The sequence below is a fragment of the Bacillus canaveralius genome, assembly GCF_002860125.1.
In the GTDB taxonomy this organism is placed as follows: domain Bacteria; phylum Bacillota; class Bacilli; order Bacillales; family Cytobacillaceae; genus Bacillus_BJ; species Bacillus_BJ canaveralius.
This window is the reverse complement of record NZ_PGVA01000054.1, coordinates 35,773-60,296: the sequence shown is the minus strand read 5'-3', so window position 1 is coordinate 60,296 and position 24,524 is coordinate 35,773. Positions and strand designations below refer to the sequence as shown.

24 protein-coding genes, 3 pseudogenes and 1 riboswitch are annotated in these 24,524 nt (G+C 39.3%); of the genes and pseudogenes, 23 read left to right on the top strand and 4 right to left on the bottom strand.

Annotation, left to right across the window (positions count from 1 at the left end; genetic code table 11):
* The first annotated feature begins 204 nt into the window (after window positions 1–204).
* From CU635_RS18665 to CU635_RS18640, 6 genes are all read left to right on the top strand, one after another.
* On the top strand, window positions 205–480 hold the full coding sequence (locus CU635_RS18665) for a hypothetical protein (protein ID WP_101578888.1): 276 nt from the start codon (window positions 205–207) through the stop codon (window positions 478–480).
* Window positions 481–655: 175 nt separating this feature from the next.
* Entirely contained in the window at window positions 656–1,141 is a 486-nt protein-coding gene (locus CU635_RS18660; protein ID WP_101578887.1) for an NUDIX hydrolase, read from the top strand.
* A 363-nt stretch (window positions 1,142–1,504) separates the two neighbouring features.
* Entirely contained in the window at window positions 1,505–2,410 is a 906-nt protein-coding gene (locus CU635_RS18655; protein WP_101578886.1) for an NAD-dependent epimerase/dehydratase family protein, read from the top strand.
* Between the two features lie 567 nt (window positions 2,411–2,977).
* Complete coding sequence (locus tag CU635_RS18650; RefSeq protein ID WP_101578885.1) at window positions 2,978–3,763, top strand: ABC transporter ATP-binding protein; 786 nt, start codon at window positions 2,978–2,980, stop codon at window positions 3,761–3,763.
* A gap of 32 nt (window positions 3,764–3,795) precedes the next feature.
* Complete coding sequence (locus CU635_RS18645; protein ID WP_101578884.1) at window positions 3,796–4,770, top strand: ABC transporter substrate-binding protein; 975 nt, start codon at window positions 3,796–3,798, stop codon at window positions 4,768–4,770.
* Window positions 4,771–4,774: 4 nt separating this feature from the next.
* Window positions 4,775–5,539 carry an ABC transporter permease gene (locus CU635_RS18640; protein WP_101578912.1) on the top strand — a complete coding sequence of 255 codons (765 nt, stop codon included), beginning with the start codon at window positions 4,775–4,777 and terminating at the stop codon, window positions 5,537–5,539.
* Window positions 5,540–5,580: 41 nt separating this feature from the next.
* Here CU635_RS18640 and CU635_RS18635 read toward each other — a convergent pair whose 3' ends face one another.
* Complete coding sequence (locus CU635_RS18635) at window positions 5,581–6,033, bottom strand: winged helix-turn-helix transcriptional regulator (protein ID WP_101578883.1); 453 nt, start codon at window positions 6,031–6,033, stop codon at window positions 5,581–5,583.
* Window positions 6,034–6,184: 151 nt separating this feature from the next.
* On the opposite strand from CU635_RS18635, the gene CU635_RS18630 reads away from it, so the two are divergent.
* On the top strand, window positions 6,185–6,718 hold the full coding sequence (locus CU635_RS18630; RefSeq protein WP_101578882.1) for a DUF4242 domain-containing protein: 534 nt from the start codon (window positions 6,185–6,187) through the stop codon (window positions 6,716–6,718).
* Between the two features lie 73 nt (window positions 6,719–6,791).
* A complete protein-coding gene (locus tag CU635_RS18625) occupies window positions 6,792–7,847 on the top strand; it encodes an acyl-CoA dehydrogenase family protein (protein WP_101578881.1) in 1,056 nt (351 codons plus the stop codon).
* 184 nt (window positions 7,848–8,031) lie between these two features.
* Here the strand turns inward: CU635_RS18625 and CU635_RS18620 are convergent, their stop codons facing one another.
* A complete protein-coding gene (locus tag CU635_RS18620) occupies window positions 8,032–8,973 on the bottom strand; it encodes a DUF6454 family protein (protein WP_101578880.1) in 942 nt (313 codons plus the stop codon).
* Window positions 8,974–9,467: 494 nt separating this feature from the next.
* On the opposite strand from CU635_RS18620, the gene CU635_RS18615 reads away from it, so the two are divergent.
* The 9 genes and pseudogenes from CU635_RS18615 (at window position 9,468) to CU635_RS18585 (ending at window position 18,113) form a co-directional block, all read left to right on the top strand.
* Window positions 9,468–10,007, top strand: coding sequence for a sigma-70 family RNA polymerase sigma factor (locus CU635_RS18615; RefSeq protein WP_101578879.1), 540 nt, complete (start codon window positions 9,468–9,470; stop codon window positions 10,005–10,007).
* Window positions 10,008–10,018: 11 nt separating this feature from the next.
* Complete coding sequence (locus CU635_RS18610; protein WP_180956556.1) at window positions 10,019–11,008, top strand: DUF4179 domain-containing protein; 990 nt, start codon at window positions 10,019–10,021, stop codon at window positions 11,006–11,008.
* Between the two features lie 255 nt (window positions 11,009–11,263).
* Window positions 11,264–11,376, top strand: a riboswitch (SAM riboswitch).
* Window positions 11,377–11,522: 146 nt separating this feature from the next.
* Window positions 11,523–12,045, top strand: a pseudogene (locus tag CU635_RS24430) (methionine ABC transporter ATP-binding protein); the annotation flags it as partial.
* Window positions 12,046–12,122: 77 nt separating this feature from the next.
* Complete coding sequence (locus CU635_RS24425; RefSeq protein ID WP_376739730.1) at window positions 12,123–12,545, top strand: NIL domain-containing protein; 423 nt, start codon at window positions 12,123–12,125, stop codon at window positions 12,543–12,545.
* 13 nt (window positions 12,546–12,558) lie between these two features.
* Window positions 12,559–13,209: a methionine ABC transporter permease gene (locus tag CU635_RS18600; RefSeq protein ID WP_101578911.1), complete on the top strand. Its 651-nt coding sequence runs from the start codon at window positions 12,559–12,561 to the stop codon at window positions 13,207–13,209.
* 20 nt (window positions 13,210–13,229) lie between these two features.
* Window positions 13,230–14,114 (top strand): MetQ/NlpA family ABC transporter substrate-binding protein, encoded by an 885-nt coding sequence (locus CU635_RS18595; RefSeq protein ID WP_101578876.1) that lies wholly within the window; start codon window positions 13,230–13,232, stop codon window positions 14,112–14,114.
* Between the two features lie 194 nt (window positions 14,115–14,308).
* A pseudogene (locus CU635_RS24420) lies at window positions 14,309–15,328 on the top strand (HAMP domain-containing protein); the annotation flags it as partial.
* Window positions 15,323–16,270: a methyl-accepting chemotaxis protein gene (locus tag CU635_RS24415; RefSeq protein ID WP_373270888.1), complete on the top strand. Its 948-nt coding sequence runs from the start codon at window positions 15,323–15,325 to the stop codon at window positions 16,268–16,270. The pseudogene CU635_RS24420 and the gene CU635_RS24415, both read left to right, overlap by 6 nt.
* A 418-nt stretch (window positions 16,271–16,688) precedes the next feature.
* The gene (locus CU635_RS18585) at window positions 16,689–18,113 is read left to right on the top strand and encodes a S8 family peptidase (protein WP_101578874.1); all 1,425 of its coding nucleotides are present in this window, start codon (window positions 16,689–16,691) and stop codon (window positions 18,111–18,113) included.
* A 212-nt stretch (window positions 18,114–18,325) separates the two neighbouring features.
* Here CU635_RS18585 and CU635_RS18580 read toward each other — a convergent pair whose 3' ends face one another.
* Window positions 18,326–18,796: a hypothetical protein gene (locus CU635_RS18580; RefSeq protein WP_101578873.1), complete on the bottom strand. Its 471-nt coding sequence runs from the start codon at window positions 18,794–18,796 to the stop codon at window positions 18,326–18,328.
* 103 nt (window positions 18,797–18,899) lie between these two features.
* Here CU635_RS18580 and CU635_RS18575 point away from each other — a divergent pair, with 103 nt between their 5' ends.
* Window positions 18,900–19,103, top strand: a complete 204-nt coding sequence (locus CU635_RS18575) for a YwbE family protein (protein ID WP_101578872.1) — start codon at window positions 18,900–18,902, stop codon at window positions 19,101–19,103.
* Window positions 19,104–19,312: 209 nt separating this feature from the next.
* Here the strand turns inward: CU635_RS18575 and CU635_RS18570 are convergent, their stop codons facing one another.
* A complete protein-coding gene (locus tag CU635_RS18570) occupies window positions 19,313–20,275 on the bottom strand; it encodes a glycosyltransferase family 4 protein (protein ID WP_101578871.1) in 963 nt (320 codons plus the stop codon).
* 207 nt (window positions 20,276–20,482) lie between these two features.
* Between CU635_RS18570 and CU635_RS18565 the strand changes: the two genes are divergently transcribed.
* The 5 genes and pseudogenes from CU635_RS18565 to CU635_RS18545 all read left to right on the top strand — a co-directional run.
* The gene (locus CU635_RS18565; protein WP_101578870.1) at window positions 20,483–21,184 is read left to right on the top strand and encodes a glycosyltransferase; all 702 of its coding nucleotides are present in this window, start codon (window positions 20,483–20,485) and stop codon (window positions 21,182–21,184) included.
* Between the two features lie 124 nt (window positions 21,185–21,308).
* The gene (locus CU635_RS18560) at window positions 21,309–21,764 is read left to right on the top strand and encodes a hypothetical protein (protein WP_142382826.1); all 456 of its coding nucleotides are present in this window, start codon (window positions 21,309–21,311) and stop codon (window positions 21,762–21,764) included.
* A 359-nt stretch (window positions 21,765–22,123) separates the two neighbouring features.
* Entirely contained in the window at window positions 22,124–22,552 is a 429-nt protein-coding gene (locus CU635_RS18555) for a DUF1801 domain-containing protein (protein WP_101578868.1), read from the top strand.
* A 472-nt stretch (window positions 22,553–23,024) separates the two neighbouring features.
* Complete coding sequence (locus CU635_RS18550; RefSeq protein ID WP_180956557.1) at window positions 23,025–23,240, top strand: metallophosphoesterase family protein; 216 nt, start codon at window positions 23,025–23,027, stop codon at window positions 23,238–23,240.
* Window positions 23,241–23,894: 654 nt separating this feature from the next.
* Window positions 23,895–24,440: pseudogene (locus CU635_RS18545) on the top strand (uroporphyrinogen decarboxylase/cobalamine-independent methonine synthase family protein); the annotation flags it as partial.
* Window positions 24,441–24,524: the final 84 nt, after the last annotated feature.

The window sequence follows — 24,524 nt, the reverse complement described above, 5'->3', positions numbered from 1 at the left end:
ATTATCTGTTATTTTATTGGATAATGAGTAAAATAGGGGCAGTACTTCTGTACGGAGTAGTGCCTTTTTTTGACCTTTGGGGGCGGATTCATTTGCTTGACCTCTAATTCCACTTCCCCTTTGGGTATTTGGATTACGCTTGTAATTCATGATAATTCAGTTCACTGGGAGATTAAGTTATTGAGTATTCTGGGAGGATTATAGATGGGACGAGCAAGAGCTTGGATTAAAGTAATTTCTATTTTAATTGCTATTGTGGCAGTATGGTTTTTCCTATTCGGAATTCGACTAATCGGTTATTTTTCAGCCATAAGCGAAAGAGGACTGCGAGCAACGGAATGTGGGACGCAGGGATGTAGTGATGCCGTATTTTTGTTGAATACAGCTTGGACATTCTCATTTTTTATTATTATTCCGCTTATTATTCCATTAGCTCTTGTCATTTACTGGAGTTTAAAGAATAACAAAAAAAGTTCTTGAACAAACAGGTGCTACTATTGGATAAGTGCAAACCCTTCAACAAACCTTTGAATTTGTGGCAAACTCCTGTCATGTTACTACATTAAAGGGGCCATTCTTGAATAAAAGAAGGGATTATTCGAAAATAATCGAAGTTAATTTGGGAGAGAATTTGTTAGTTCATGGGGGGCATTTGATGGAACTTTGGGATATATATGACATAAATAGAAATAAAACTAGAAGGAAACACAAACGTGGAGTCCCATTATCTGCTGGTGATTATCACTTAGTTGTCCATGTTTGGCTAGTGAATAAAAAAGGTGAAATTTTGTTAACAAAACGACAACAGAACAAACCTCACCCGAATTTGTGGGAATGCCCGGGAGGCTCTGTTTTAGCAGGTGAAAACAGCCTTGAAGGCGCAATTAGAGAAGTGAAAGAAGAAATTGGGATTGACTTATCTAAGTGTAATGGCAAATTGATAAAGAGCGAACGCCGTGATGTTTTTAATGACTTTTATGATGCATGGTTATTTAATCAGAGTGTTGAAATTACAGATATCACGCTCCAACAGGAAGAAGTGAGCGATGTTAAATGGGTAACAAAATCAGAACTTGAACACATATATAAAAGTAATAATTTAGTTCCTACTCTTAGTTATTTTAAAATACTCTACCATTAATAACAGATCTGATATTTCAAGTTTGTTAATAGTTACCTCTCTCTGTCTCTCATTTTTATTATTCCGGAACTTATAACGTTCCTATTCACCATTATTTACTATTGGACCCCCTGCTATAAAACATTAACAAAGGGGAATTCTAACAACGATATTAGGTGTGACTTACTGAGAAGACATGGGCTTTTCGGTAATTTTTTTGCAGTGATATTGTTGCTCGTTTTTCAGTCGATGACTAAATTTAAAACGGCTAGGAAAAGTATTAGCAGGAATAGTGCAATAATGCCGTGCCAAGAAATTGACTAATCATTTATAAAATAAAAGGTTACCCTAATATGGAAAATACGACAAAAGGAGCGGGAAATAGTGAAAGTAGTGGTAACAGGAGCAGCAGGTAAAATTGGCCGATGGACCGTAAGAACAATCTTGGAAGCCGGTCATGATGTTACAGCTTCAGATAGAAAATTGAGGGAAGAATCTGCATCGAAAAAATTCATTCAAGCTGAATTACGTGATTATGGTCAGGTCTGTCAGCTTTTGAGTGGAAGTGATGCAGTGGTCCATCTCGGGAATATTCCTACCGATGTCAGGAATACATCCCAGGCTATTTTTGAAAATAACATGCTCGTTAATTTTAATATCCTTGAAGCTTGTAAAGATTTAAAAATTCCTAAGCTTGTCTGGGCATCAAGTGAAACTGTTTTGGGCTATCCTTTTGTTCCGGACGAGCTTAGTTACCTGCCTGTAGACGAAGAGCATCCGACCATAGTTAAGTCATCATATGCTATGGCAAAGCGATTGACTGAAATCCTCGGAGAAATGTATCACAAAGTTACTAACACACAGATAGTTACGCTGCGTTTTGCAAATATGTATGAGCCTGATGAATATGAAAAAATTCCTATAATCCATTGGAATGATGAACAAAAGGAGATTCAAAAGAAAAATGCGTGGGCTTATTGCGATGTCAGGGACGCTTCAAGGGCCTGTCTTCTTGCGCTAGAAAAGGATAATTTAGGAAATGAAATATTTCATATAACGGCCCCGGATACGATTATGCCCGACCTCAGTCAGGATTTAGTAAATAGATTTTTCCCAAATGTACCATTAAAGAGGGACATACAAGGCAACGAGACTCTCATGGCAATAGATAAGGCCCGGCAGATCCTTGGTTATGAACCACGTTATACATGGCGTACTGTTCTAAATGAAAATGGCAGAACCAAGGCATTGCCTGAGGACCAACTTGCTTTATCAAAAACAAACATATAAAAAGGTTCACAAAAATAAGGGGCTGCGTCAAAAGTAAAAAGCTATTAAGTTTCAGTCCCTGTCATTTGGTTTTTTAAGTTTTGTTCTTTGAGATGTAACATCATTTTTTGATTTAGGCGGCCTGTTTGGCCGCCTTTTTCAGTAGATTATGGGCCAAACTGATCAGGCCTATTTCAATATTCACCTTGTCAAACGCCGTAAGGGGAATCGACGGAACGGCCGTTTGCCCTTGAACTGACCGAAAACACTCTCTATGTCTGTTTTCCGTTTCGCACAGAGTTGTTTCCATCGTCTGTCCAAAGGCGTCATGGGCTTCTTTTTTCAGTTATGGTAAGTCGCGTGCCATTGCGTCGTCCGGCCATATTTAAATTTCGTACACTCCGTTCGGAATGGACATCCCTCAAAAATATCTGAAATAAGTCTTTTGTTAGGTTGATTTATTGTACATAGTATAATAAAATAACTTACATATTAATCGTAGTATTTTTATAGGAATTAAGAGGATTATAATCCATACATATAAAATACAGTAGGAAACCGAGCGAAAGAAAGGCAGGTTATAAAAATTTGGATAATTCTGCGTTTATAAAAGTTGATCGCGTATGTAAAAGTTTTATGAACAGAGAACAAGTTGTAAAAGTGCTGGAGGAAATATCCTTTGATGTGAAAAAGGGAGAGATTATTTCCATTCTCGGTGAAAGCGGCTGCGGAAAAAGCACGCTCTTAAATGTGATCGGTGGCTTTGAGAAAGCAGGCAACGGAAAGGTTGTACTTGATGGAAGTGTCGTGGAACGGCCCAGCCGGCGAGGTGTCATGTTATTTCAAAATTACGGGTTGCTGCCTTGGCGGTCAGTACTGAAAAATGTAGAGTTAGGACTTGAAGAAGCGTCCATTTCAACAACAGAGAGAAGAGAACGCGCGCTGGAATACTTAAAGCTCGTCGGCCTGGATGACAAGATGAACCTGTTCCCCCATGAGCTTTCGGGAGGGATGCAGCAAAGAGTGGCAATTGCCAGAGCTCTTGTTATTCAGCCCGAACTCATTTTAATGGATGAACCATTTGCTGCGCTCGATACATTTAATCGCTATTATCTGCAAGATGAACTGTTGAGGTTGCATAAAAAAGAAAAAACGACGATTATTCTTGTCACACATGATATCGATGAAGCTATATACTTATCGGACCGAATTTTGATGATGAGTTCAAAGCCGGGCCAAATAAAAAAAGAACTGAGAATTGAGTCATCCAGACCACGCGACAGAAGCCATAGCGAATTTCAACATTTCCGAAAAATTATTTTCGACGAGTTTCATTTCAATCGGGAAAATCAGTCGATTGAGTATAACATTTAATCTATTAAACTAGTTTAAGGAGGAACTATTTTATGAAGAAAAAGTCCGGAAAACTGGTAATGCTAATCTGGCTTCTATCCATTATGTTAATTTTGTCAGCGTGCGGAAATACAGGGCAGGAAGCCAGCGGTGGCTCGAACGGTGAGAAAAGAACGATCAAAATCGGTTATTTGCCGATTACCCATGCAATTCCTTTATACATTGAAAATGAGCAAAAAGAGAATTTTAAGAATTTCGACCTTGAGTTAGTCAAGTTTGGCTCTTGGCCGGAGCTGATGGACGCTCTAAATACCGGCAGAATCGACGGAGCATCAGTCCTGATTACACTGGCGATGAGAGCAAAAGAGCAAGGGATAGATCTTAAGGCAGTTGCATTGGGGCATCGCGACGGCAATGTATTAGTGTCGGCAAATGATGTCAATAGTGTTGAAGATTTGAAGGGGAAGAATTTTGCCATCCCCCACAAGTTCTCAACTCATAATGTCCTGCTTTACCAAATGCTGAAACAAAATGGGATGGAATATAAAGATGTGAATGCGATTGAACTTCCTCCTGCGGAAATGCCAGCTGCCCTCTCTGAAGGAAGAATTGACGGATATGTTGTTGCAGAGCCTTTCGGTGCTCTGTCCGTAGCGATCGGAAAAGGAAAGGTGCTTTTTCAGTCGGAAGAGTTATGGAAGGATTCCGTGGACTGTGCACTTGTGCTCAGAAATGATTTTATTGAGCAAGAGAAACAGGCGGCCCAAGAGTTTATGAAAGAATATGTGAAAGCCGGTGAAATGGCTGAACTAAAAGATGAACAAACTCATGAAATTTCCTCTAAATATATGAATGTAGAAAAAGAAGTGATGGATCTATCATTGGAGTGGATTACATATGAAGATCTGCGCCTTAATGAAAGAGCCTATGAAGAATTGCAGCAGAACCTGATAGAGATGGGGTTATTTGAAAATCCGCCGAGCTATGAGGCTTTTGTAGATAACTCATTAATTGATAAAGCGAAGTGATCTTGTGAGCAGCCTGAAAAAATTATCGAATGTGTTAATAGGATTTGTCCTGCTGGTTGCCGTATGGCAGGCGTTAATAGTCATTGGTGGGCATAACGAAGCCTTGTTCCCTTCGCCATTAACCGTGTGGGAAGCAGTCCAGTCACTTATTCTGGACGGAACGCTCTTTGTACATCTTCGAGTGAGCTTAACACGCTTCTTGATCGGATACCTGCTGGCTGTGGTATCCGCCGTGATTTTGGGACTAATCCTTGGCAGGATGAGGCGGCTTTGGGCGATCCTTGATCCTATAGTCCAGGTGTTAAGACCAGTGTCACCGATTGCCTGGTCACCGTTTATCGTATTGTGGTTTGGGATTGGTGATATTCCCGCAATTGTGATTATCTTTATCGCTGCATTCTTCCCAGTTTTGCTGCCGACCGTTTCCGCAGTCATAAAGGTTGATAAAACGTATTTGAAAGTAGCCCAGAACTTTGAAATCAAACAACCTCAATTAATGAGGAAAATTATCCTTCCGGCCGCATTTCCGTTCATTGCGAATGGACTTCATATTGCGGTTGGAACAGCCTGGGTTTTCCTTGTTGCCGGTGAAATGGTAGGTGCACAATCAGGGCTGGGGTATTTAATTGTTGATGCCAGGAATTCAATGAATCTTGACTTTGTCATGGCAGGCATCATTTTTATTGGCGTGTCGGGATTGTTGCTTGATAAAGTTGTAGGTCTATTTGAGAATTGGGTAAACCGGCAGTGGGGACGGGTGAATCCGTAAAAGTAAAAAGGCAAAGATTTTCTTCTCTGCCTTCACTTTATCTACGACGATAATGGCTTTACATCATCGGCATCCACTTCCACAACAATCACATCATCGACATTTTTTTCACAGTGCGAGCAATAATAAGCGATTTCAACCTCATGGCGGCAAGCTTCATGGATCAATTTTTTATAGCACTTTTTTAAATGATTCCGGCCCCAAAGAATCATGGAATTAAATACATGCTCAAGGTCTTTCCCGCTCTCGGTCAGCGTGTAGCTGTAGCGGGGAGGATGGTCGGAATACAGGCTCGATTCAATCAAACCAGTCTGTTCCAGGTGCTTAAGCCTGTCCGATAAAAGATTGGAAGAAATACCTGTTAATGATTTTTTTATTTCATTGAATGTCGTATTGCCTATTAAGATCTCATGGACAATCAACAAGGTCCAGCGATCACCGATAATGTTAAGGGTCTGGGCAATATTACAGGGTAAGTTATATCTGTCTTTCATACATAAACCTCCAATGTCTGTTGCTTTTATGATAACATGAAAATATTTCTTTTGTAGGTTGTTTTTTTGAACTTAGTATAATAAAATTATTAACAAGTAATAAATATGATTAAACCTATCGGAATTAAATATTATTACAGGAGGAATTATAATGGGACTGTACTTGGTAGAATCAATTTTAAATGGAGCAATCGAGGATAAAGACGCTTTTGAAAAGAAGGTTGCGGAAATTCAAGCAGATTTAAGCGGAAAGAGTGCCAGTCTAATTGAGATCCAGGTTTCAAGCGATCTTTCCCGGGCTTTTTTCATATTTGAAAGTGAAGAGCGCAACACCGTCAATAATAGCTTAAGAGAATTAGGGGTTCCGATCACTCTTATCAAGCCTGTGCGACTTGTCGGCAAGGATCTTGAAGACGTCAAAAAACAAGCAGATGTTGTGAATTACCTTGTTGAGTGGAATCTTCCGGAGAACCTCACAATGGATGCATATCTGGACAGAAAATCGAAAAACTCTGTTCATTATGCAGAAGTGCCAGAGGTTGCTTTCTCAAGGACGTATGTATGTGAAGACATGACAAAATGTTTGTGTTTCTATGATGCTCCGGACGAATCAACGGTCAAGAAAGCCCGTGAAGCGGTTTCCGCTCCAATTGATACAATCACACAAATTTTACCTAGATCATAGTTGCTTTAGGAGAAGCCTCCATTTATTTGGAGGCTTTTTCTCACATTGGACATACAGAAAGGAGGACTTGGAGATGACGGAAGTTCTGGATGATCTACTGCAGAATGAGTTAAAACCGCTTGTCAGAAAAATTGATGCAGATGCTTTCTATCCCCGTGATTTTTTATTAAAATTGGGCACAAAAGGTTTCTTGTCCTCAAACGGTTTATCTGAGCAAGAAGTCCTGGCCCGCGAAGTCAATCTGGTCGAACAGATTGCCAAAGTATGCATGACAACCGCTTTCAATTTATGGTGCCATCTTGCCGCCTTAACTTACATCAGAAAAAGTGATAATTCTTATTTGAAACAGGAACTGCTTCCATTACTGGAAAACGGTAAGCTTCTTGGTGGAACGGGTCTTTCCAATCCGATGAAATACTATGCCGGGCTTGAACCCCTGCACTTAAGTGCGGAACGGGCTGAAGGGGGGTATATTATTTCCGGGCAATTGCCTTCTGTGTCGAATTTGGGTGAGTCCCACTGGTTCGGTGTGATTGCCTCGGTTGGGAAGAAGCAGCGGATTATGGCTTTTGTTCCGTGCAATACCGAAGGGTTAAAGCTAAAGGAAAAGCAGGAATATTTGGGCTTGAACGGCAGCGCCACTTTTGCCTGCGGCTTTAATGATGTGTTCATTCCGGATCATTTCGTTATTACGGACAATGCAGACGAATACGTGGAAAAGATCCGTCCTGCGTTTGTCTTCTATCAAATTCCATTGGGAATCGGTGTTACGGCTGCATCGATTGTGTCGATTGAAAAAGTTTGCAACAAACAGGGTGGCTGCAATCAATTTCTTGGCATTCAAAATGAAGAGCTGATTGAGGAACTCGCACCTCTCAGGGAGCAATTGTACCAGTTGGTGCATGCCGAGGACTTGACCAGGCATTGGAAGGAATTATTGCAGTTGCGCCTTAATGCCGTCCATCTAACTTCGAAAGCAGTCCATGCCTGTATGCTTCACCAAGGCAGTGCCGGTTATTTACATAAAAGCGATCCATCCCGAAGACTTCGCGAATCGTATTTCTTTGTAAATCTGACCCCTACTGTTAAGCATTTAGCAAAAATGCTGCAAGGCGGAAACCAGATTTAGTCGATGGAGTGATAATCTGCGTCACGCCAAGTATAAAGCTTTTGATGAATCCCTTGTTCTTCATATTTTTAAACCTAAACTACCCTGGTTCAACAAGAAAAGGCTGCCTGGTTTGGCAGCCGAATCTTAAAATTTTCATAAGTGAAGACACGGTGATGCATTATAGCGAAATGTCCCATAAAATTTATTTTTTACTAACGCTTGTTTCATACACGAGCATAGAGGATTTATCATCATCCGGTACTGCATACATTTTTATTCCTTGTACTGTATTTTCAAGAAATACTGGATTGCGTGTAACAACATGTCCCTGAGGGGAAAACAAAGTTATTGGGAGTTCGTGAACAATATTCATTGTTTTCATATTAAGTAAGGCAACCCCGCCCAATTCATACTTTGCAGTGGCAGAACCTGGCTGTGGCAATTCAGCAATACCACTACATATCATATTATCTTTTCCTGCATTCTCACAGTCCTGATAATCGATAAAGTGGCTAGGATTATTTGATTTGCGTAGCACTTCTCCTTTTTCATTGAACTCATAGAACGTTCTTGACCCCCAGCTTACAGCCTTTAAAGTTCCTTGTTTTCTATCCCTCACTATTCCTCCAATGTGGTCATTTGGACGAAATACTTCCTGGACCTTCATCGTTTCTGGATTTACTTTATATATGATTGACTTGCTGTTTGGGCGATACTCAGCAACCGGTACCCAAATTGATTTACCATCATAATCAATTCCTCCAGGATGGTATATAGTACCTTCACCGAGCTTTAAATCCTTCAGCAGTTTTCCATCTTTGTTAAATACAAACAGGTGCCCCACTCCCTTACCGGCCGTGCGATCGTAACCATTCTGGGGCTGAGCGTATTTTACCGTTTTCTCAATAATTTCAACAGAAGACATATAATACAGATCTCCAACTTTTGTCATTCCTTGTGGATGAAATGTATTAAATTGCAGATCAACTTTTTCTTTCTGTTCCCAAATATTATTGCGGGTAAGATTTTGGAATTTCTCCACTAATTGTTTTCCTTCATTGACGGATTCATGTGGTGCAGGGTTGGCAAAAGCTGTAGTTCCAATAGTTAGAGTGGCAGCCAGTGTAAAAATCACCTTTTTCATTATCCATCCTCCTCGTCTTATTTGATTAAGGATAAAAGCGTTATGCAACTCAGACAATAACAAAAAGTTTTGGGATGACCCAATATTTCCACTAAGTCAAAGGTTTTGTATCCTGCAGCGGTGTGCCCATACACAAAAAACCAGATAAAATAAACCAATTGTGAAAGTTGTTTTAGTTGTCCCACTTGTTAATTCGTCTTATTCACTTTACTAAAGAAATATTAATTGATAGTTATTGAAGCATTGATATTTTGTGAAATTTCAATGACAGAAAGATAGTAAAAAATGACTTAGCCGTTACGGAGGACCAAAAGAAGAAAACAGTGCCTTGCGGCTAGACATTTAAACTTAGTACATGTTTTCAAACTATATAAAGGCATTTTCTAAAAAGATTAACATTCTCGTTAATCTTTTTTTCTTTGGTGATAGATTTTTCGTTTTCATTTCGTATTACATAGTAGGTACCAATATTAATTGTTAGGAGGGGTGGACAATTGAAAATCACAGAGAACAATGTTGTACAACAGATACAGAATAAAAATGAAAAAGCAATTCCTTTCATTATTAATCAGTATGGCGGTTTACTTACGGCGATCATTAAACATCATTTAAACTACCATCAGCAAGATTATGAAGAATGTCTTGATGATGTTTTGTTATCCATATGGAATAATATTCATTCATTCGATCCTGAGAAAAATTCATTTAAACAATGGATTGCAGCGATCGCTAAATATAAAGCGATTGATTATCAAAGAAGACAAATCATCATACAAAACCAGCAATTCTCAGTGGCAGACATAAATGAATCCATGTTAAAAACAAAGCAATCAATAGAAACAAAAAGTGTGGAGGAACTACTTGAGCAGTTGTCAGCCAGTGAACGGAAAATCTTCGAAAAATACTATTTAGACGGAACTCCGTCAAGTGAAATAGCGAAAGGATTTAATGCGAAAGAGTCTTGGGTTTATAACAAGCTTTCCAGAGGACGTAAAAAGCTTAAAAAATTTTTAATCCAAAAAAATGAAGTATGAGGAGTGAGAAAATGTTGATGTATAAAGATTTAAACGAAATAAACATCGATTTGGAACAGTATGAAGAACAATACCTTACGAACTACGAGAAAAAGAAATGGGAAAAGCGTATATTAAAAAAAATGAGAAAGCAAAAGCCAACCCATAAGAAGAAGTATTTAGGTGTTACAGCAGCCGTTATATTAGCAACAGTGATTTCAATTAGTACCGGTATGGTGTCTGTTGCAAATATGCCATTTGTTGGTGGTATGATTGAAGAATATATTGGAAGTAATGAGCAAGTGGATTATGCCACATATAAAACTGCAATTGGTACTACTGCTGAAAATGAATACGGTAAATTGACATTGAATGAAGTGTTGATTGATGGTGGCCGATTATTAATCAGCTCCACTTTTGAACCAGCAGAGGGGATTGATTTTGATTATAAAATGAATCCAATGCCAAAAGTACTGATAAATGGAGAGAATCTCACTTCACTTACAGGCGGGCAATCTGTGGAAATAAATGATTCGATGTATACGATTTACAATGATGTTGAAATCACAGACATTCCTATTGGTGAAACTATTCGCTTCCATATTGAGTACGATCGCTTAGACTTAGAGATGCCGATCGATAATCCTTGGATTTTTGATATCGATGTTCCAACTGAACAGTTAGCCGCATCAAGTGAAACGATTGCATTCAATCAAGAAATACAACTTGGAAATGGACAATCCATTCGTCTAGAGAAAATGATTGTGACACCAATTTCAACGATACTTTATTATGACTGGCCAGAACAAGCAAACCACATCGCATTTAAAATTGTAAGTGAATCTGGGGCTGAAATACTACCAAACAGTATGGCTATTGATCCTGAAGAATCTTATAACCGATATACATCAATCGACTTACAAGCAGAGAAATACTATTTAGTGCCGTTTGAGACGTCAGCTAACCCTCATGCTACTAAACCAGGTAAGGTGATGGAACAATCTATACTGATCAATCCATAATATTTTTTAGTCAATTAGAATTAATTAAGTATGTCACTATGCACAGATTCGTAAATATTTAAAATTACGTTTGTAGGAGACAGACAAACAACAGCTAAACCATGAAATGATACATTTAAGATGAAGATGAACAGGACAACGTCTATTATACGGTAAAGCCCTTGCAAATAAGTGATTATTTCGACTTTTAGCACTTGAGTTGACATTGGTAAAATTAAAATATATAGTGAAGAACATAATTAAATAATACGTTATTTCTTATCTAGAGATGTGGAGGGACTTGGCCCTATGATACCTCGGCAGCGGGTTTTTACATTTGTAAAAATACTGTGCTAATTCCAACAAACGTAAGTTTTGAAAGATAAGAAGAAGCTTCTGCGATTAACTAAACTTAAGAGTTTACACTTTTATTTTTAATAATGCATGCCTCTTCTGTCTAATGACGGAAGAGGCATTTTTGATTTACAGGGCTGTTGGTTCGCAGGCTTTTACATAAAGCGGGGAGGAGATAGTTATGATTGAATTTCAGACAGTGAAAAAGGTTTATGAATCGAAGAAGCAAACTGTTGAAGCTTTGAAGGGAATTAGCTTAACCGTTGACAAAGGCGACATTTTCGGAGTTGTTGGATACAGCGGAGCGGGAAAAAGTACATTGATCCGTCTGGTCAATCTGCTTGAGCGCCCGACCGGGGGACAGGTTTTGGTTGGGGGGAAGGCGTTAACCGATTTAAAACCAAAGGAATTGCGGGCCGAAAAGAAAAAGATTGGCATGATCTTTCAGCATTTTAATCTGCTCAATTCAAAAAACGTGTTCGATAATGTTGCGATGCCTCTGGTTTTGTCGGGATTTCCTAAAAAGGAAATTAAACAGAGAGTAGAAGAGCTGTTGGAGTTCGTTGGTTTAGCGGGCAAAGCGAAAAATTATCCTGACCAATTATCTGGCGGGCAAAAACAGCGTATTGGGATTGCGAGAGCGCTGGCTACAAACCCATCCATTCTCTTGTGTGACGAAGCAACATCTGCATTGGATCCGCAGACCACTAGTGATGTGCTGCAGCTTTTAAAAAAGATTAATAAAGAATATAACATTACGATTCTATTGATTACCCATGAAATGGCTGTCATTAGGGAGATATGCAACAAGGTCGCGGTAATGGAAAACGGGTTGGTCGTAGAGCAAGGATCTGTCCTGGATGTCTTTTCTAATCCGCAAACAGAAACCGCACGGAAATTTGTGCGCACAGTTATCCATGATGAGGTTCCGCAAAGTTTTCTGAACACTCTCAAGGATGAACAGCCAATTATTTGGAAGATCAATTTTGTTGGCGCTACCTCGGGCAAACCATTGTTATCAACAATTGCAAAAAAATTTGATGTTGATTTAAACGTCCTTTCGGCGAATATTTCTGAAGTTCAGGAAACTCCTTTCGGAAACTTGATCATAGAAGTAACCGGCGACAAACAAGAGATTGAGAAAGCGTTCCAATATATTGAGGCACAAGAGATTATGATTCAGGAGGTGAAAGTAAATGGTTAATACATTTTGGGGCATGGAGATCACCGCTGAACAGTTGATAACGGGTTTCAGTGATACCCTTTATATGGTGGCACTTTCGCTGTTATTTTCCGGATTAATTGGGCTTCCACTCGGAATCCTGCTTGTTATTACTAGGAAGGGCCATATTTTGGAAAATAAATGGATTTTTAATATCCTCAATCCGATCATCAATATTTTAAGATCCGTGCCATTCATTATTTTGCTGGTCGCCATCATCCCGCTTACCAGATTGATCGTGGGAACAGCGATTGGAACAAATGCAGCAATTGTTCCGCTCGTCTTTTATGCGGGCCCATATATAGCCAGACTGGTTGAAAACTCGCTGCTCGAGGTTGACAAAGGAATTATTGAAGCAGCTCAGGCAATGGGGGCAACAACCTGGCAAATTATATATCGCTTTTTGATTCCTGAAGGGCTAAGCTCATTAGTTCTCACTTTTACAACTGCGACGATCGGACTCGTTGGAGCTACAGCTATGGCCGGTGCTGTCGGGGCAGGCGGAGTAGGGGATCTGGCCTTAACATACGGGTATCAGCGGTTTGATACGATGACAATGGTAGTCACAGTAGCGGCTCTCGTCGTCATTGTTCAACTATTGCAATCTAGCGGGAATGTTCTTTCACGAAAAATAAGAAGAAGATAATCAACCAGGAGGAAAACAGAATGAAGAAATTATTACTTACTATACTTGTTTTAGCGCTTGCGGTATTTGCAGCAGCGTGTGGAAATGGCAATGAAAGCAAGGAGTCAAAAGAAAGCGGATCAGAAGAAACAAAAACAGTTAAGGTCGGCGTCAGCAGCGGAGATACAAAAACATGGGATTTCATTGTTGAGATTGCCAAAGAAGAGGGTTTAAACATCGAGCTTGTGAAGTTCAACGACTATATTATGCCGAATATGTCCCTTGCTGAGGGAGAGATTGATGCTAACGCATTCCAAACGATCTCTTACTTTGACGAATTTATTGCCGATCGAAATTTAGATTTAGAAGCGATCGGATCGACTGTAATTGCGCCTATGGGCATTTACTCAAATAAGCATGACAAGCTTGAAGATTTGGGCGAAGGTGCTTCAATTGCAATGCCGAATGAAGGCACGAATTTTGGCCGGGCCCTATTGCTTCTGCAAGAAGCTGGCTTAATCACCTTAAAAGAAAACTTTGACGGAATCGGTTCTTTGGATAAAGTTGCAACGAATCCAAATAATTTGAAATTTGAGCTTGTTGCGGCCGGTAACACCCCGCGTTTCCTTGAAGACGTAGATGCATCGATCATTAACAACAACTTTGCTGTTGAAGCAGGACTTACATTGGAAGATGCATTGTTCCATGAGAGTGCAACTGCCAAACCATACATTAACATTATTGCCGTTAAAAAAGGGAATGCTGACCGTCCAGAGCTTCAAAAATTGGTTGAAATCTACCATTCAAAAGAAGTGGAAGACTTCATTATCAAAGAATATAAAGGAAGCTCAATTCCAACATTTGTTTCTCTTGAAGAACTTTTAAATTACAAGGACGCATGGACAAAACCTGCAGCGGAAAAGTAAGCATATATTAAGCCTGGCGGTCTTATGACTTCCAGGCTTTTCTAAAAAATAGCATAAGGCATTTTAGTTCGAAATACCTAGTAAACAGGGAATTTTACTATATACATAGGAAAAACGCAGTGCTATATTAAACACAAGGAAAAAAGGTAGTTTATGATTAATCTATAAAATAATACCAGAATAGGGTGGTCATCATGTTATCAAACATCACGATCAGGTCAAAATTAATTATCTCATTTATTGCTGTTTTACTCCTTCCAAGTGTAATAATCGGATGGACATCATTCAGTAACTCAAAAAACAAAGTTGAAGAGCAAATTTCGATTTCTGCAAAAGAATCTGTATCATTATTAACTGCTACAATTGACCAATTTATCGAGCCTGAAATGAAAAATATTGACTATTTGTCAGAAGGCATAACAGCTGATACATACCAAAACGCAGACAATTTCCGTACTAATACATTAACAGCTTTTATTGAGACTCATCCAGAGATATCAACTATCTATGTTGGTACTGCGGATGGAACCTTTATCAATGCACCAGCCCAGGAGATGCCTGCTGGGTATGACCCGCGTGAGCGGCCATGGTATAAAAGTGCTATGAGCGAAAAAGGAAAGGTTATCATTACAAGTCCATTTGTTTCTGCAACTACTGGAGATTTCGTAGTGGGGATAGCAAAGATAGTAAAAGACGGAACAGCAGTTTTAGCTTGTGAGCTTAAATTGGAGACAATTGAGAAAATTACCAACGAAGTAAGTATTGGAAACAAGGGTTATACATTTATTTTAGATCAAGATAAAAAAATAGTTGCTCACCCTAGCTTGAAGTCAAATGAGGAACAAACTGCGGATTGGGCAGGCAATATGTTCAAAAGTGATACCGGCAGTTTTAATTATACTTTTGATAAAGAAGATAAAAAAATGTTTTATGCGACAAATCAATTTACCGGTTGGAAAATTGGCGGTTCGCTTAATCAACAGGAAATAGATGATGAAGCACAACCTATTTTAATTGGCACAGTTGAAGTGCTTGCCGTTGCCATAGTATTGGGAGCAATTATCGTATTTCTAATTATCAGGTCTATAATAAAACCGCTTGGACGACTAGTGAATATATCCGAGAAGATTGGTGCAGGTGATCTAACGGAAAAGGTCGAACTGAAGACAAAAGATGAACTGGGCAAATTAGGAGAAAGCTTTGACAAAATGGTGGATTCCTTACGGTCGATACTTTCCAGCTTAAGTACATCCATTGAACAGGTTGCTTCTTCTTCTGAACAATTAAAGGCAAGTGCAGATCAAACCACTTCGGCAACAGAGCATGTGGCATCTGCTATTCAAGAAATCGCAGGCGGTTCTGAAACGTCCAGTGAATTACTCGAAAAAAATTCCACTTCCATTGATGAAGTTCTTCAAGGAGTGTTGCGAATTGCTGAGAGTTCGACAAACGTATCAGATTTATCCAGAGAAACATCTGCGGAAGCTGAAGATGGCGGCAAGTCAGTAGACAGTAACTTGGTCCAAATGGAATCAATCCATGCATCTGTAGGTGAATCAAATAAAGTGATTCAATCCTTGGCGGTGCGTTCACAGGAAATCGGTAAAATTGTTGAGGTTATTAATGGTATTGCCGAACAAACCAACCTTCTTGCTTTAAATGCTGCAATTGAAGCGGCAAGAGCCGGTGAACACGGTAAGGGATTTGCGGTTGTCGCAGATGAAGTGCGCAAATTGGCTGAGCAATCACAAAGCTCGACTAAATTGATTTCTGAACTAATTAGTACAATTCAGAGAGATACCGAGCAATCGGTTAAGATCATGGAAGAAGTTACAGTCAATGCCGAACAGGGTGTTAAAGTCTCTGTAGAAACCTCGCAAAAATTTGCGAAAATCATTCAGAGTACAAAAGCTATTACACCACAGATTGAAGAAATTTCAGCAACTGTTCAGCAAATTTCAGCAAGTGTGGAAGAACTGTCAATGTCAGCCACGAATATTACTCAGCTGGCAAAAGTAAATTCTTCTAACTCTGAAGAAGTAGCAGCCTCAACTCAAGAGCAGCTAGCTTCGATGGAGGAAATCAACTCTTCTGCACAATCACTTGCCTATATGGCGGAAGAATTAAAAGATCTGGTAAACAGGTTCAAAATATAAACAAAAAGGAACCTTGATTTCGTTCCTTCACAAACTGACGGTAAACCCCATCTCAATTTGTCGATTGAAATGGGGTTTTCTCGTTTCTATGTGTTACTCGGTTGGATATTTACTGGCTAACCAGCTAGATAGCCCAAATGACATTGATAATCCAACTACTGCTTATAAGTATATATCTTTCTATCTGTAGCAACATCAAATCATCAGCCTTGTCAATTATATAACAACGAAAAAGCTTAACTGTTCTTTTAAGCTTTCTACATGTTCCATCGCTGAAGAATTAACCACTCTGTCTCAAATCTTCTCCCCCCTCCACAAAAAAACTTTATATATAAGACATTCCAGTGATTTCCTCAGTTTATTTTTTGCCCTCTTTTTACAAGATAATAGAAAGAGGATACTAAACAGGGGTGTGAATATGAGAAGAACAAAATGGTTACTTGCAGCAGGTTCGGTTGTTTTCCTGCTCATTTTTACAGCTGTTCAGCTTTTGCAGGAGGATGAAACCGAGCAGCAGAGCCGGACAACGCCTCGAATCAACACAAGCGGCCAACTGAGGGTGCTGCAGAATAAACGCAGCAACCCGCTTAATGCCATAAATATCAACAACGTCCAAAATGGAGAAGATATTACAGCGAGGCTGAATCATGATCCGGAAATAAAGGTTATCTATCACAACAACCAGGACACAAGCCATTATTATGACCATCAGGCAGCTGTGGACTTCATCTCAGAGCCTTCAGAAGAAGAGATCAGCCGGATTGCCAGCGATATCGAAGGAAGCATGGTCAGACACTTTAATTCTACATATGTGTTCCGCTCAGATAGCCGAGATACAGCCCAGCTGCTTGACTACTTTAACACACGGGAAAACATCGAATTTGCGGAGCCGCATTATATCCTCTTGCAAAATGGGCTGAATATACCGAATGACCTGATTTACAGGGAGCGGTACCAATGGAACCTTCCTGTCATTGAGACAGAGCAAGGATGGAACATTTCCCGCGGTAATAAACGGATTAAAATCGCGATCGTTGACACAGGGGTGGATCTGGATCATCCCGACTTAAAAAACCGGCTCAGCGAAGGTTATAATGTACTCGCGAATAACAATAACCCGGATGATGACAATGGTCATGGGACACATGTGGCCGGGATCATCGCTTCTGAAACCAATAACCGGGAAGGGACCGCCGGTGTCACCTGGTTCAATAAAGTCATGCCAATCAAAGCACTGGGCGCTGAAGGTTATGGCACTACCCTTGATATTGCGAAGGGTATTTTTTGGGCAGTCGATCATGGAGCGGATGTCATTAACCTCAGTCTTGGTAATTACCAGCGATCCGGCGTGATGGAGGAAGCTGTAGAGTATGCCTATAACCATAATGTTGTAATTGTTGCGGCTGCGGGAAATGACAATTCCGAACAGCCTTCATTCCCTGCCGCCTATCCGCAAGTTCTGAGTGTTTCGGCTGTGGATTATAATGGGAATCGGGCAGAATTTTCAAATTATGGCGACTTTGTTGATATTGCCGCACCGGGTGTCTATATTCCAAGCACGTATGTTCATAACCAGTATGCAGCCCTCTCGGGTACCTCCATGGCCGCCCCGCATGTGACTGGACTGGCAGGTTTGATTCTGTCTGCCAATCCGGAGCTTTCCAATCTTGAGGTCATGCAAATTATCAAAACATCGGCGATCGATTTGGGGTATAAAGGAAAAGACGAAAACTTTGGCAACGGGCTAATCGATGTAAACAATGCCCTTCAATCAGCACAAAACAGGCAAACCCGCCCTGAAAAACCGTTAGAAAAACTCCGCAATATTTTTAATCTGCGCTAAAGGGCCGTTCCGCTTTCATAGATAAGTGTCCCTTTTTCATGCAGGTGGGCATCAGGGCATTTAATAAGCGTCAGCAAATATGCTTTCACCGGCTGTGTTACAAATGAACCACTTTATGAGATTTGGCAAATTGGTTTAATTGGCCGCGATCATACGATAGACGAAAAAAGAAGGCTGAGATCCACCAGGCGCTGGATCTAGCCTTCTTTTGTTTAGCGGCGCTTAAAGCCTTCTTCTTCTAAGTACTGTACAGCTTCATTATAGGACGGAAAAGTTCCATCTAAGTTAAGCCCTGCATATGTATTCCACAAATCGTCTTCTTCTATCAGGATAAGGGTTTGGTTTTCAGAATTAATCCAGAGTTCTTGCGGAGCATCACCAATAATAGCGGCTTCCTCGTTGGAACGCGGTGCGAGCGATTTAATGGCATCTGCAATAATGGTCCGGAGTTCACTCTCATCAAAATCGCGGATGTTGACAAGACCTTTATCATCGGTTTGATAGCCTTCTGCCAGCTCGGCATACACAAAACCGTTACCGTTAGGATGAAGGTGGTAAACGACATTTTTTTTGTCAAATGCACTTTCTTCATATTGAAAGTTCACGCGGCCAAGCGATACATTTTTTCGCTCGAGTTCAGGAAAAGACTCGATAATCGCCAATTTCTGTTCAAAAGTTAACATGCTGCCTCCAGTTAAGTGGATTTTCAATTCGGTTCATTATATCATTAGAAGTGCATATCACAAAGCCAGTACAGCTGCAGAAAAAGAAAGGACACGATGATATATGACAACTGAAGGAAATTACCGAAAAAATATTGAACCTGGCCTGGAGGTTGAGATCGTTTTGAAAAAGGATCAGCGGACCGGGATGTTGACACGGGGAATTGTCAAAGACCTGCTTACGAATTCGAGCGTCCATCCGCATGGAATCAAAGTCCGCCTGGCTGACGGACAGGTCGGAAGAGTGAAATCAATTATTAGAAAATAATGATCTCCAAAGTAAAAGACACACGCTAATAAGCTTGTGCCGACGTCTTCTGACTGCCAGTTCTCAGGCAGTAAACGTTAGAATCGTCTGAAAGGGAGCTCCATTTTTTCAGTAGAAACAACCTATTCTGCACCGGCAATGAAATTTTGATCTTACTTGAGCTAATGGGCTAAGTCTTGACCCATAACCCGCTGCCATAATGATTTCTTTCAACTTTTATCCCATTTCTCATATGTCTGGATCGTTCTTTTATATAATTTCAGATATTTTCTAGTAATCATATTAATAGAAAAATGTTTTTCGACATACTGTCTCATTTTTTGGGGATCCGGACTCTTGTTCTTTCTAATGATTTTGATCATTTCTTTCTTTGTATCACAGAGTAGTTCGGGAAAACCTTGCATCGTTTCCACTACGCCACCTTTTCGAAAACAAATGGCTGGTGTTCCGCATGCCATTGCCTCAATTGGGACTAATCCAAAAGGTTCAAACCATGTTATAGGAAAAAGCACGAATTTTGCCTTTTTTATTAGGTTAAGTTTCTGTTCTCCACCAACTGGGCCGACATATCTAATTAGTTTGTTATCAATAAATGGCTGAACTTTTTCCTTGAAGTATTCCACTCCGTCCTGTTGAACAGGACCTGCAATAATGAGGGGTATTCCGGTCTCTTTTGACACTTCAATCGCGAAGTGAGTACCCTTATTTTCATTAATCCTTCCTAAGAACAACAAGTAGTTATCCTTTTTTCTGCAAAAAGGGTAATCATCTAGATTAAGGCCGTTATGAACAAATTCCCCCTTGCCTTTAGCTTTCTCCAGTAAAACGGCTTTACTTACGTATACAGGTGAAGGGATTTTCCTCGCTTTTGTTGTATGGCTAGTACAGATAGTTGGTATATTTAACTGTGCTTCCGCGACAAACCCCTTATGATCATGGATGATATCTACCCCCTCAGGCAACGTTTCTAATACAAATGATAGTAACGATTCACAGTCTTCAGGGTACTCAATTACTTTCCCTTTGCATGCAGAGCCTTTCTTCCCATAGAGGATCACTTCATGACCCATTTCAACTAATTGATTTGTAAGATAATAAACCTCTCTCTGGATTCCACCATAGTCAATAGGCGGTGTTACGAATGTTGGACTAGATATTTGCACGATTTTCATTAAATCACCATTCCAATTCAATCAACCTCAGTAATGTATGATATGTAAATTATTTATAATTGTATTTGGTTTATATCCTATTTTGGACAATTTGGTTGTCTGTCCAACATGATTATGATGAAGGTATATTTAGTCCGTCACAATCACTTTTTGTTCGTGATCTTCATAAATATAATAAAGATTTTATATATTTAACGGGGTGAACAGATGGTTTCAATAATTGCTTGTACGATGCGAGATCAGATGATGGACAATGTATTTGCCAACTATGCCAGACAAAAATGGGAAACCAAAGAACTTATAATCATTTTGAATAATGATCGAATGGATCTAAATAATTGGAGCAACAGAGCCAAGAAATATTCTAACATCTCAATCTATCAGCTGCCAGAGGAAAAAACATTGGGCGATTGTTTAAACTTTGGTATTTCAAAAGCTCGATATGACATTATCGCAAAGTTTGATGATGATGATTATTATTCCCCTTATTACTTAACTGAAGCAATGACAGCTTTTAAAAAGACTGGAGCAGAAGTAATTGGAAAAGGGACAAGTTTTCTTTATTTTGAACAAAATGATCTGCTAACGTTATATAGACAAGGCCTTGAAAATAAAGACGGTTCGAAATTTCTAAAAGGGGGGACTTTGATGTTTAAAAAGAGTTTATTTCCAAAAATAAAGTTCCCGTCACAGAAAGCCGGTTCAGATAGTCATTTTAGAAACCAATGTAAAGAGAATAACGTTAAGATGTATTCTACAAGCCGGTATAACTATGTGTGTCTAAGAAGGGCAGATTTAACAAGCCATACTTATCAACTTCCTCCAGAGGAATATATGAAAAACTGCGAAGTAGTTGAAACGACTAAAAATTTTGAATCGGCCGTTACAAAACGATTTGGTAAGAAATGAAAATTTCTTACTCATGTAATGTGGACTAGTTATTTCGTAGTATCTGGGAAGGAGAGATATTTAGGTGGACAGTTCCTTCTTAACTGAGAGTGAAATAGAGTCTATCAATCTGTGGATATCCAAAATGGAACAAAAGAAAATTGTCGATAGTGATACAAAAATGAAAACCATCAGTGAAGCGGAAAATACTCTAGCACTTAATTATAAACGGATCGGATTTGGAAACAATCGCATTGTTTATGACCTTAACAATGGATTTGTGTTGAAAGTAGCAATCTCTGAGTCGGGGATACAATCCAATGAAACCGAATTTAATACCTACCAAAACTGTCCCTTAATCTTGCGAGTACATCTTTGCCCAGTAGAAGAGTTGGGCAATGGGTGGATTATTATGGAGAAGGCCCTTAACATCGTGCCAGATAACGAAGAGTATCAGCACAAGGTATCTGGATTGCAAAATAAATTTTTAAAATCAGGGATAAAGGCTAATGATATGAGGATTCGAAACTTAAGATTATCGAATGATGGTAAAATCATTGTCATCGATTATGGCGCATTTAAATATACGAAGAGAAAATAGGTTGAATGATATTTTTATGTATGATAAATTGCGACTTTTGACTATATAGATAATCATTACAAACCAACAATACACACCCTTCGTTTGGTTTTATTACTCTTGAATGAATTCCTGCATTTCTTTAAATTGCACTTTGTCAAAAAATAACAGGGCAACCGAAAGCGTCAAAATTTTGTGAGAGAATCTTATTACCGTCATAAAGTAGGGCATTCTTTAGGCTTAGATCATGAAAACGAAGTACCTGCATAACAGGAGAAAAGGATTTAAAGGCTTTACTTAAGCAGAAAAATAGGATCATAATTATTAAGCTTGGCTATTCAACTCCCATGACAAATAAAAAGGAGGAGCAATCCTAATTTATGTACCAATTAAAAACAAAAGAAACCGAAAACAGTGTCATTGAGTTTATTGAGAGTGTCGAAAACCCGAAAAAACGTGAAGATGCATACAAACTACTGGATATTTTTACTGAAACGACGGGTTACAAAGCGAAGATGTGGGGACCGAGTATTATTGGATTTGGTTCGTATCATTATAAATATGAATCCGGTCACGAAGGCGATGCGCCGCTAGTTGGCTTTTCGCCGCGAAAAGCCAAAATCAGTTTGTATTTTGCTACGGATGACACAACACGAGCGGACTTGCTGAAGGACTTTGGAAAACATACGACAGGCAAAGCGTGTGTGTATATCAACAAAATATCAGATATCGATGTGGATGTATTGAAGGCGTTAATCAACCAATCTGTAGCGTTTTTGAATGATATGTATCCGAACCCGCGCAATTAAGACGTTGTAGAGAAGAGTTGACTTAAGACTTTGATATTTCGTACTCAAACTGCTGATATGATTGCCATGCTAAAGAATCACCTCCAAGGATAACGCTTCCTGATGAGGTGATTTTTTCTAAGCGGTTGTTAGGTGATTCTTTGGGTTTGATCAATCATTTGTTCAAAAATGCTGGACTACCTTTACATTAAAATAACACGTTCAGAAAGTCATATTAATCCAATAGACGGGAGTAAGAAATACGTATAACTTGTTTAACTCGTTTCCAAAACCTGATTGGAAACCAGCAAACGAACGTCATGAATTGATTCTTAGAGCATTTAACTATGACATAAATAATCTTTCAAAAGAAGAGATTAACTGGTTGTCTAACTTGCCATTATTAAATTCCATATAAATTGATAACACAAATGCAGAAATTTTTCATGCCACGCCTGAATCGCTGGGAGAGGTGGTTTATCCGTGGGCTAGCTTGGAGGAGCTAGATAAACTACATACGAATGAAAAGACAAATTTAGTTTTGTTTGGCCATGTTCATCATGCTTTTACCAGACAAGCGAATGGAAGAACAATAGTAAATGCGGGGAGTGCAGGCTTTTCATTTGATGGTGATAATCGTGCCAGTTATGCAATTATTGATATCGATCAAACAAATTTAGCTGTTCAATTTAAGAAGGGTGTCTTATGACATTGAGAAGGTCATAAAGATAGCAAAAAAGAGAAGCATGCCAGATATCGACGCGTTGGAGTATGGATTAAGACATGCCATTTATCCATACAGTGGTATGCCTGTGAAGTAGGTCTTACATTTTTTGTTCATTCAATGGGGGGTGTTTGAGTTAACTCCAAAGTTATGCTTAAGGAATGGACACATTCGAACTTACGTACGAACTAAAAACAATAAGAAACCGAAAATGAGATTTATTCGTTAACCCCGTTGGTGTTAATCAAACGTTTGTTTAAAAATCGGATTATATTAACCTGGTCAGAAAAACTATGTAAACGCAATAGAGGATATATGAATTACGCCATAACAATATATTAAGAATTAGGGGACACTATGGAAGATATTCGAGTGCTTATAGTCGATGATGGGGAGGGTATTAGGGGTTTTTCGGAAAAATATCTGGAACGGAGGGTACTCAAATGTTGTTATTATTCCGATACAATTGGTAGGTAAGAGATGAATGGTTCGAATGGTGTGAGCAACTGTCTTAAAAGGAGTACAACGTCCAAGAGTCGGTGGAAAAGAGGTATTTTGCAAACGCTTTTTCATATAGTGGACGTGGAACAAGCGTGGATTAGAGGATTACAAGGAAAGCCTGAATTTCATTTTAGTTAGTTGGATGACACTTCGTGGGCGTATCTTTGTTCTGAAGAACAAAAAGAGCATATTCGGGCAAGAGGTTTGGATCCCGACTATCTTGCTGGTATGTATTTAAAAACGATTAATGATGCGGTATCAGCCAGGCCTGCAGATATGAAAATTACAATGCATATTTGCCGGGGCAATTTTCGTTCGACTTGGATTTCTTCTGGTGGATATGAGCCTGTAGCTGAACTACTATTTGACAGGCTTAATATTGACGGCTTCTTTTTGGAATATGACACTGACCGCGCAGGTGGCTTTGAACCATTACGTTTTGTGAAAAGACCTGATTTGAAGATCGTATTGGGATTGATAACATCTAAGTTCGGAGAATTGGAGAATGCGGAAGAAGTTAAACGCCGTATTGAAGAAGCCTCCCGTTTTGTCAATTTAAATCAGCTGTGCCTGAGTCCGCAATGCGGTTTTGCCTCTACAGAAGAGGGTAATTTACTGACAGAAGAACAGCAATGGGCGAAACTTCGCCATGTTGTGGAGATTGCTCAAGATGTTTGGAAGTAACCTACCTAAACACAAGGTGTCACAGAGATTAGCAAAACATTTAATCTCAAAAATTTCGACAGAGGCTTTAGGAAATGATGAAAT

What these genes read in the sequence shown, in the direction of transcription:
- CU635_RS18665 (WP_101578888.1), top strand. Translation starts at nt 205, where the DNA reads ATGGGACGAGCAAGAGCTTGGATTAAAGTAATTTCTATTTTAATTGCT.
- CU635_RS18660 (WP_101578887.1), top strand. Translation starts at nt 656, where the DNA reads ATGGAACTTTGGGATATATATGACATAAATAGAAATAAAACTAGAAGG.
- CU635_RS18645 (WP_101578884.1), top strand. Translation starts at nt 3,796, where the DNA reads ATGAAGAAAAAGTCCGGAAAACTGGTAATGCTAATCTGGCTTCTATCC.
- CU635_RS18635 (WP_101578883.1), bottom strand. Translation starts at nt 6,033, where the DNA reads ATGAAAGACAGATATAACTTACCCTGTAATATTGCCCAGACCCTTAAC.
- CU635_RS18630 (WP_101578882.1), top strand. Translation starts at nt 6,185, where the DNA reads ATGGGACTGTACTTGGTAGAATCAATTTTAAATGGAGCAATCGAGGAT.
- CU635_RS18625 (WP_101578881.1), top strand. Translation starts at nt 6,792, where the DNA reads ATGACGGAAGTTCTGGATGATCTACTGCAGAATGAGTTAAAACCGCTT.
- CU635_RS18620 (WP_101578880.1), bottom strand. Translation starts at nt 8,973, where the DNA reads ATGAAAAAGGTGATTTTTACACTGGCTGCCACTCTAACTATTGGAACT.
- CU635_RS18610 (WP_180956556.1), top strand. Translation starts at nt 10,019, where the DNA reads ATGTTGATGTATAAAGATTTAAACGAAATAAACATCGATTTGGAACAG.
- CU635_RS24425 (WP_376739730.1), top strand. Translation starts at nt 12,123, where the DNA reads ATGGCTGTCATTAGGGAGATATGCAACAAGGTCGCGGTAATGGAAAAC.
- CU635_RS18600 (WP_101578911.1), top strand. Translation starts at nt 12,559, where the DNA reads ATGGAGATCACCGCTGAACAGTTGATAACGGGTTTCAGTGATACCCTT.
- CU635_RS18595 (WP_101578876.1), top strand. Translation starts at nt 13,230, where the DNA reads ATGAAGAAATTATTACTTACTATACTTGTTTTAGCGCTTGCGGTATTT.
- CU635_RS24415 (WP_373270888.1), top strand. Translation starts at nt 15,323, where the DNA reads ATGGTGGATTCCTTACGGTCGATACTTTCCAGCTTAAGTACATCCATT.
- CU635_RS18585 (WP_101578874.1), top strand. Translation starts at nt 16,689, where the DNA reads ATGAGAAGAACAAAATGGTTACTTGCAGCAGGTTCGGTTGTTTTCCTG.
- CU635_RS18580 (WP_101578873.1), bottom strand. Translation starts at nt 18,796, where the DNA reads ATGTTAACTTTTGAACAGAAATTGGCGATTATCGAGTCTTTTCCTGAA.
- CU635_RS18575 (WP_101578872.1), top strand. Translation starts at nt 18,900, where the DNA reads ATGACAACTGAAGGAAATTACCGAAAAAATATTGAACCTGGCCTGGAG.
- CU635_RS18570 (WP_101578871.1), bottom strand. Translation starts at nt 20,275, where the DNA reads ATGAAAATCGTGCAAATATCTAGTCCAACATTCGTAACACCGCCTATT.
- CU635_RS18565 (WP_101578870.1), top strand. Translation starts at nt 20,483, where the DNA reads ATGGTTTCAATAATTGCTTGTACGATGCGAGATCAGATGATGGACAAT.
- CU635_RS18560 (WP_142382826.1), top strand. Translation starts at nt 21,309, where the DNA reads ATGGAACAAAAGAAAATTGTCGATAGTGATACAAAAATGAAAACCATC.
- CU635_RS18555 (WP_101578868.1), top strand. Translation starts at nt 22,124, where the DNA reads ATGTACCAATTAAAAACAAAAGAAACCGAAAACAGTGTCATTGAGTTT.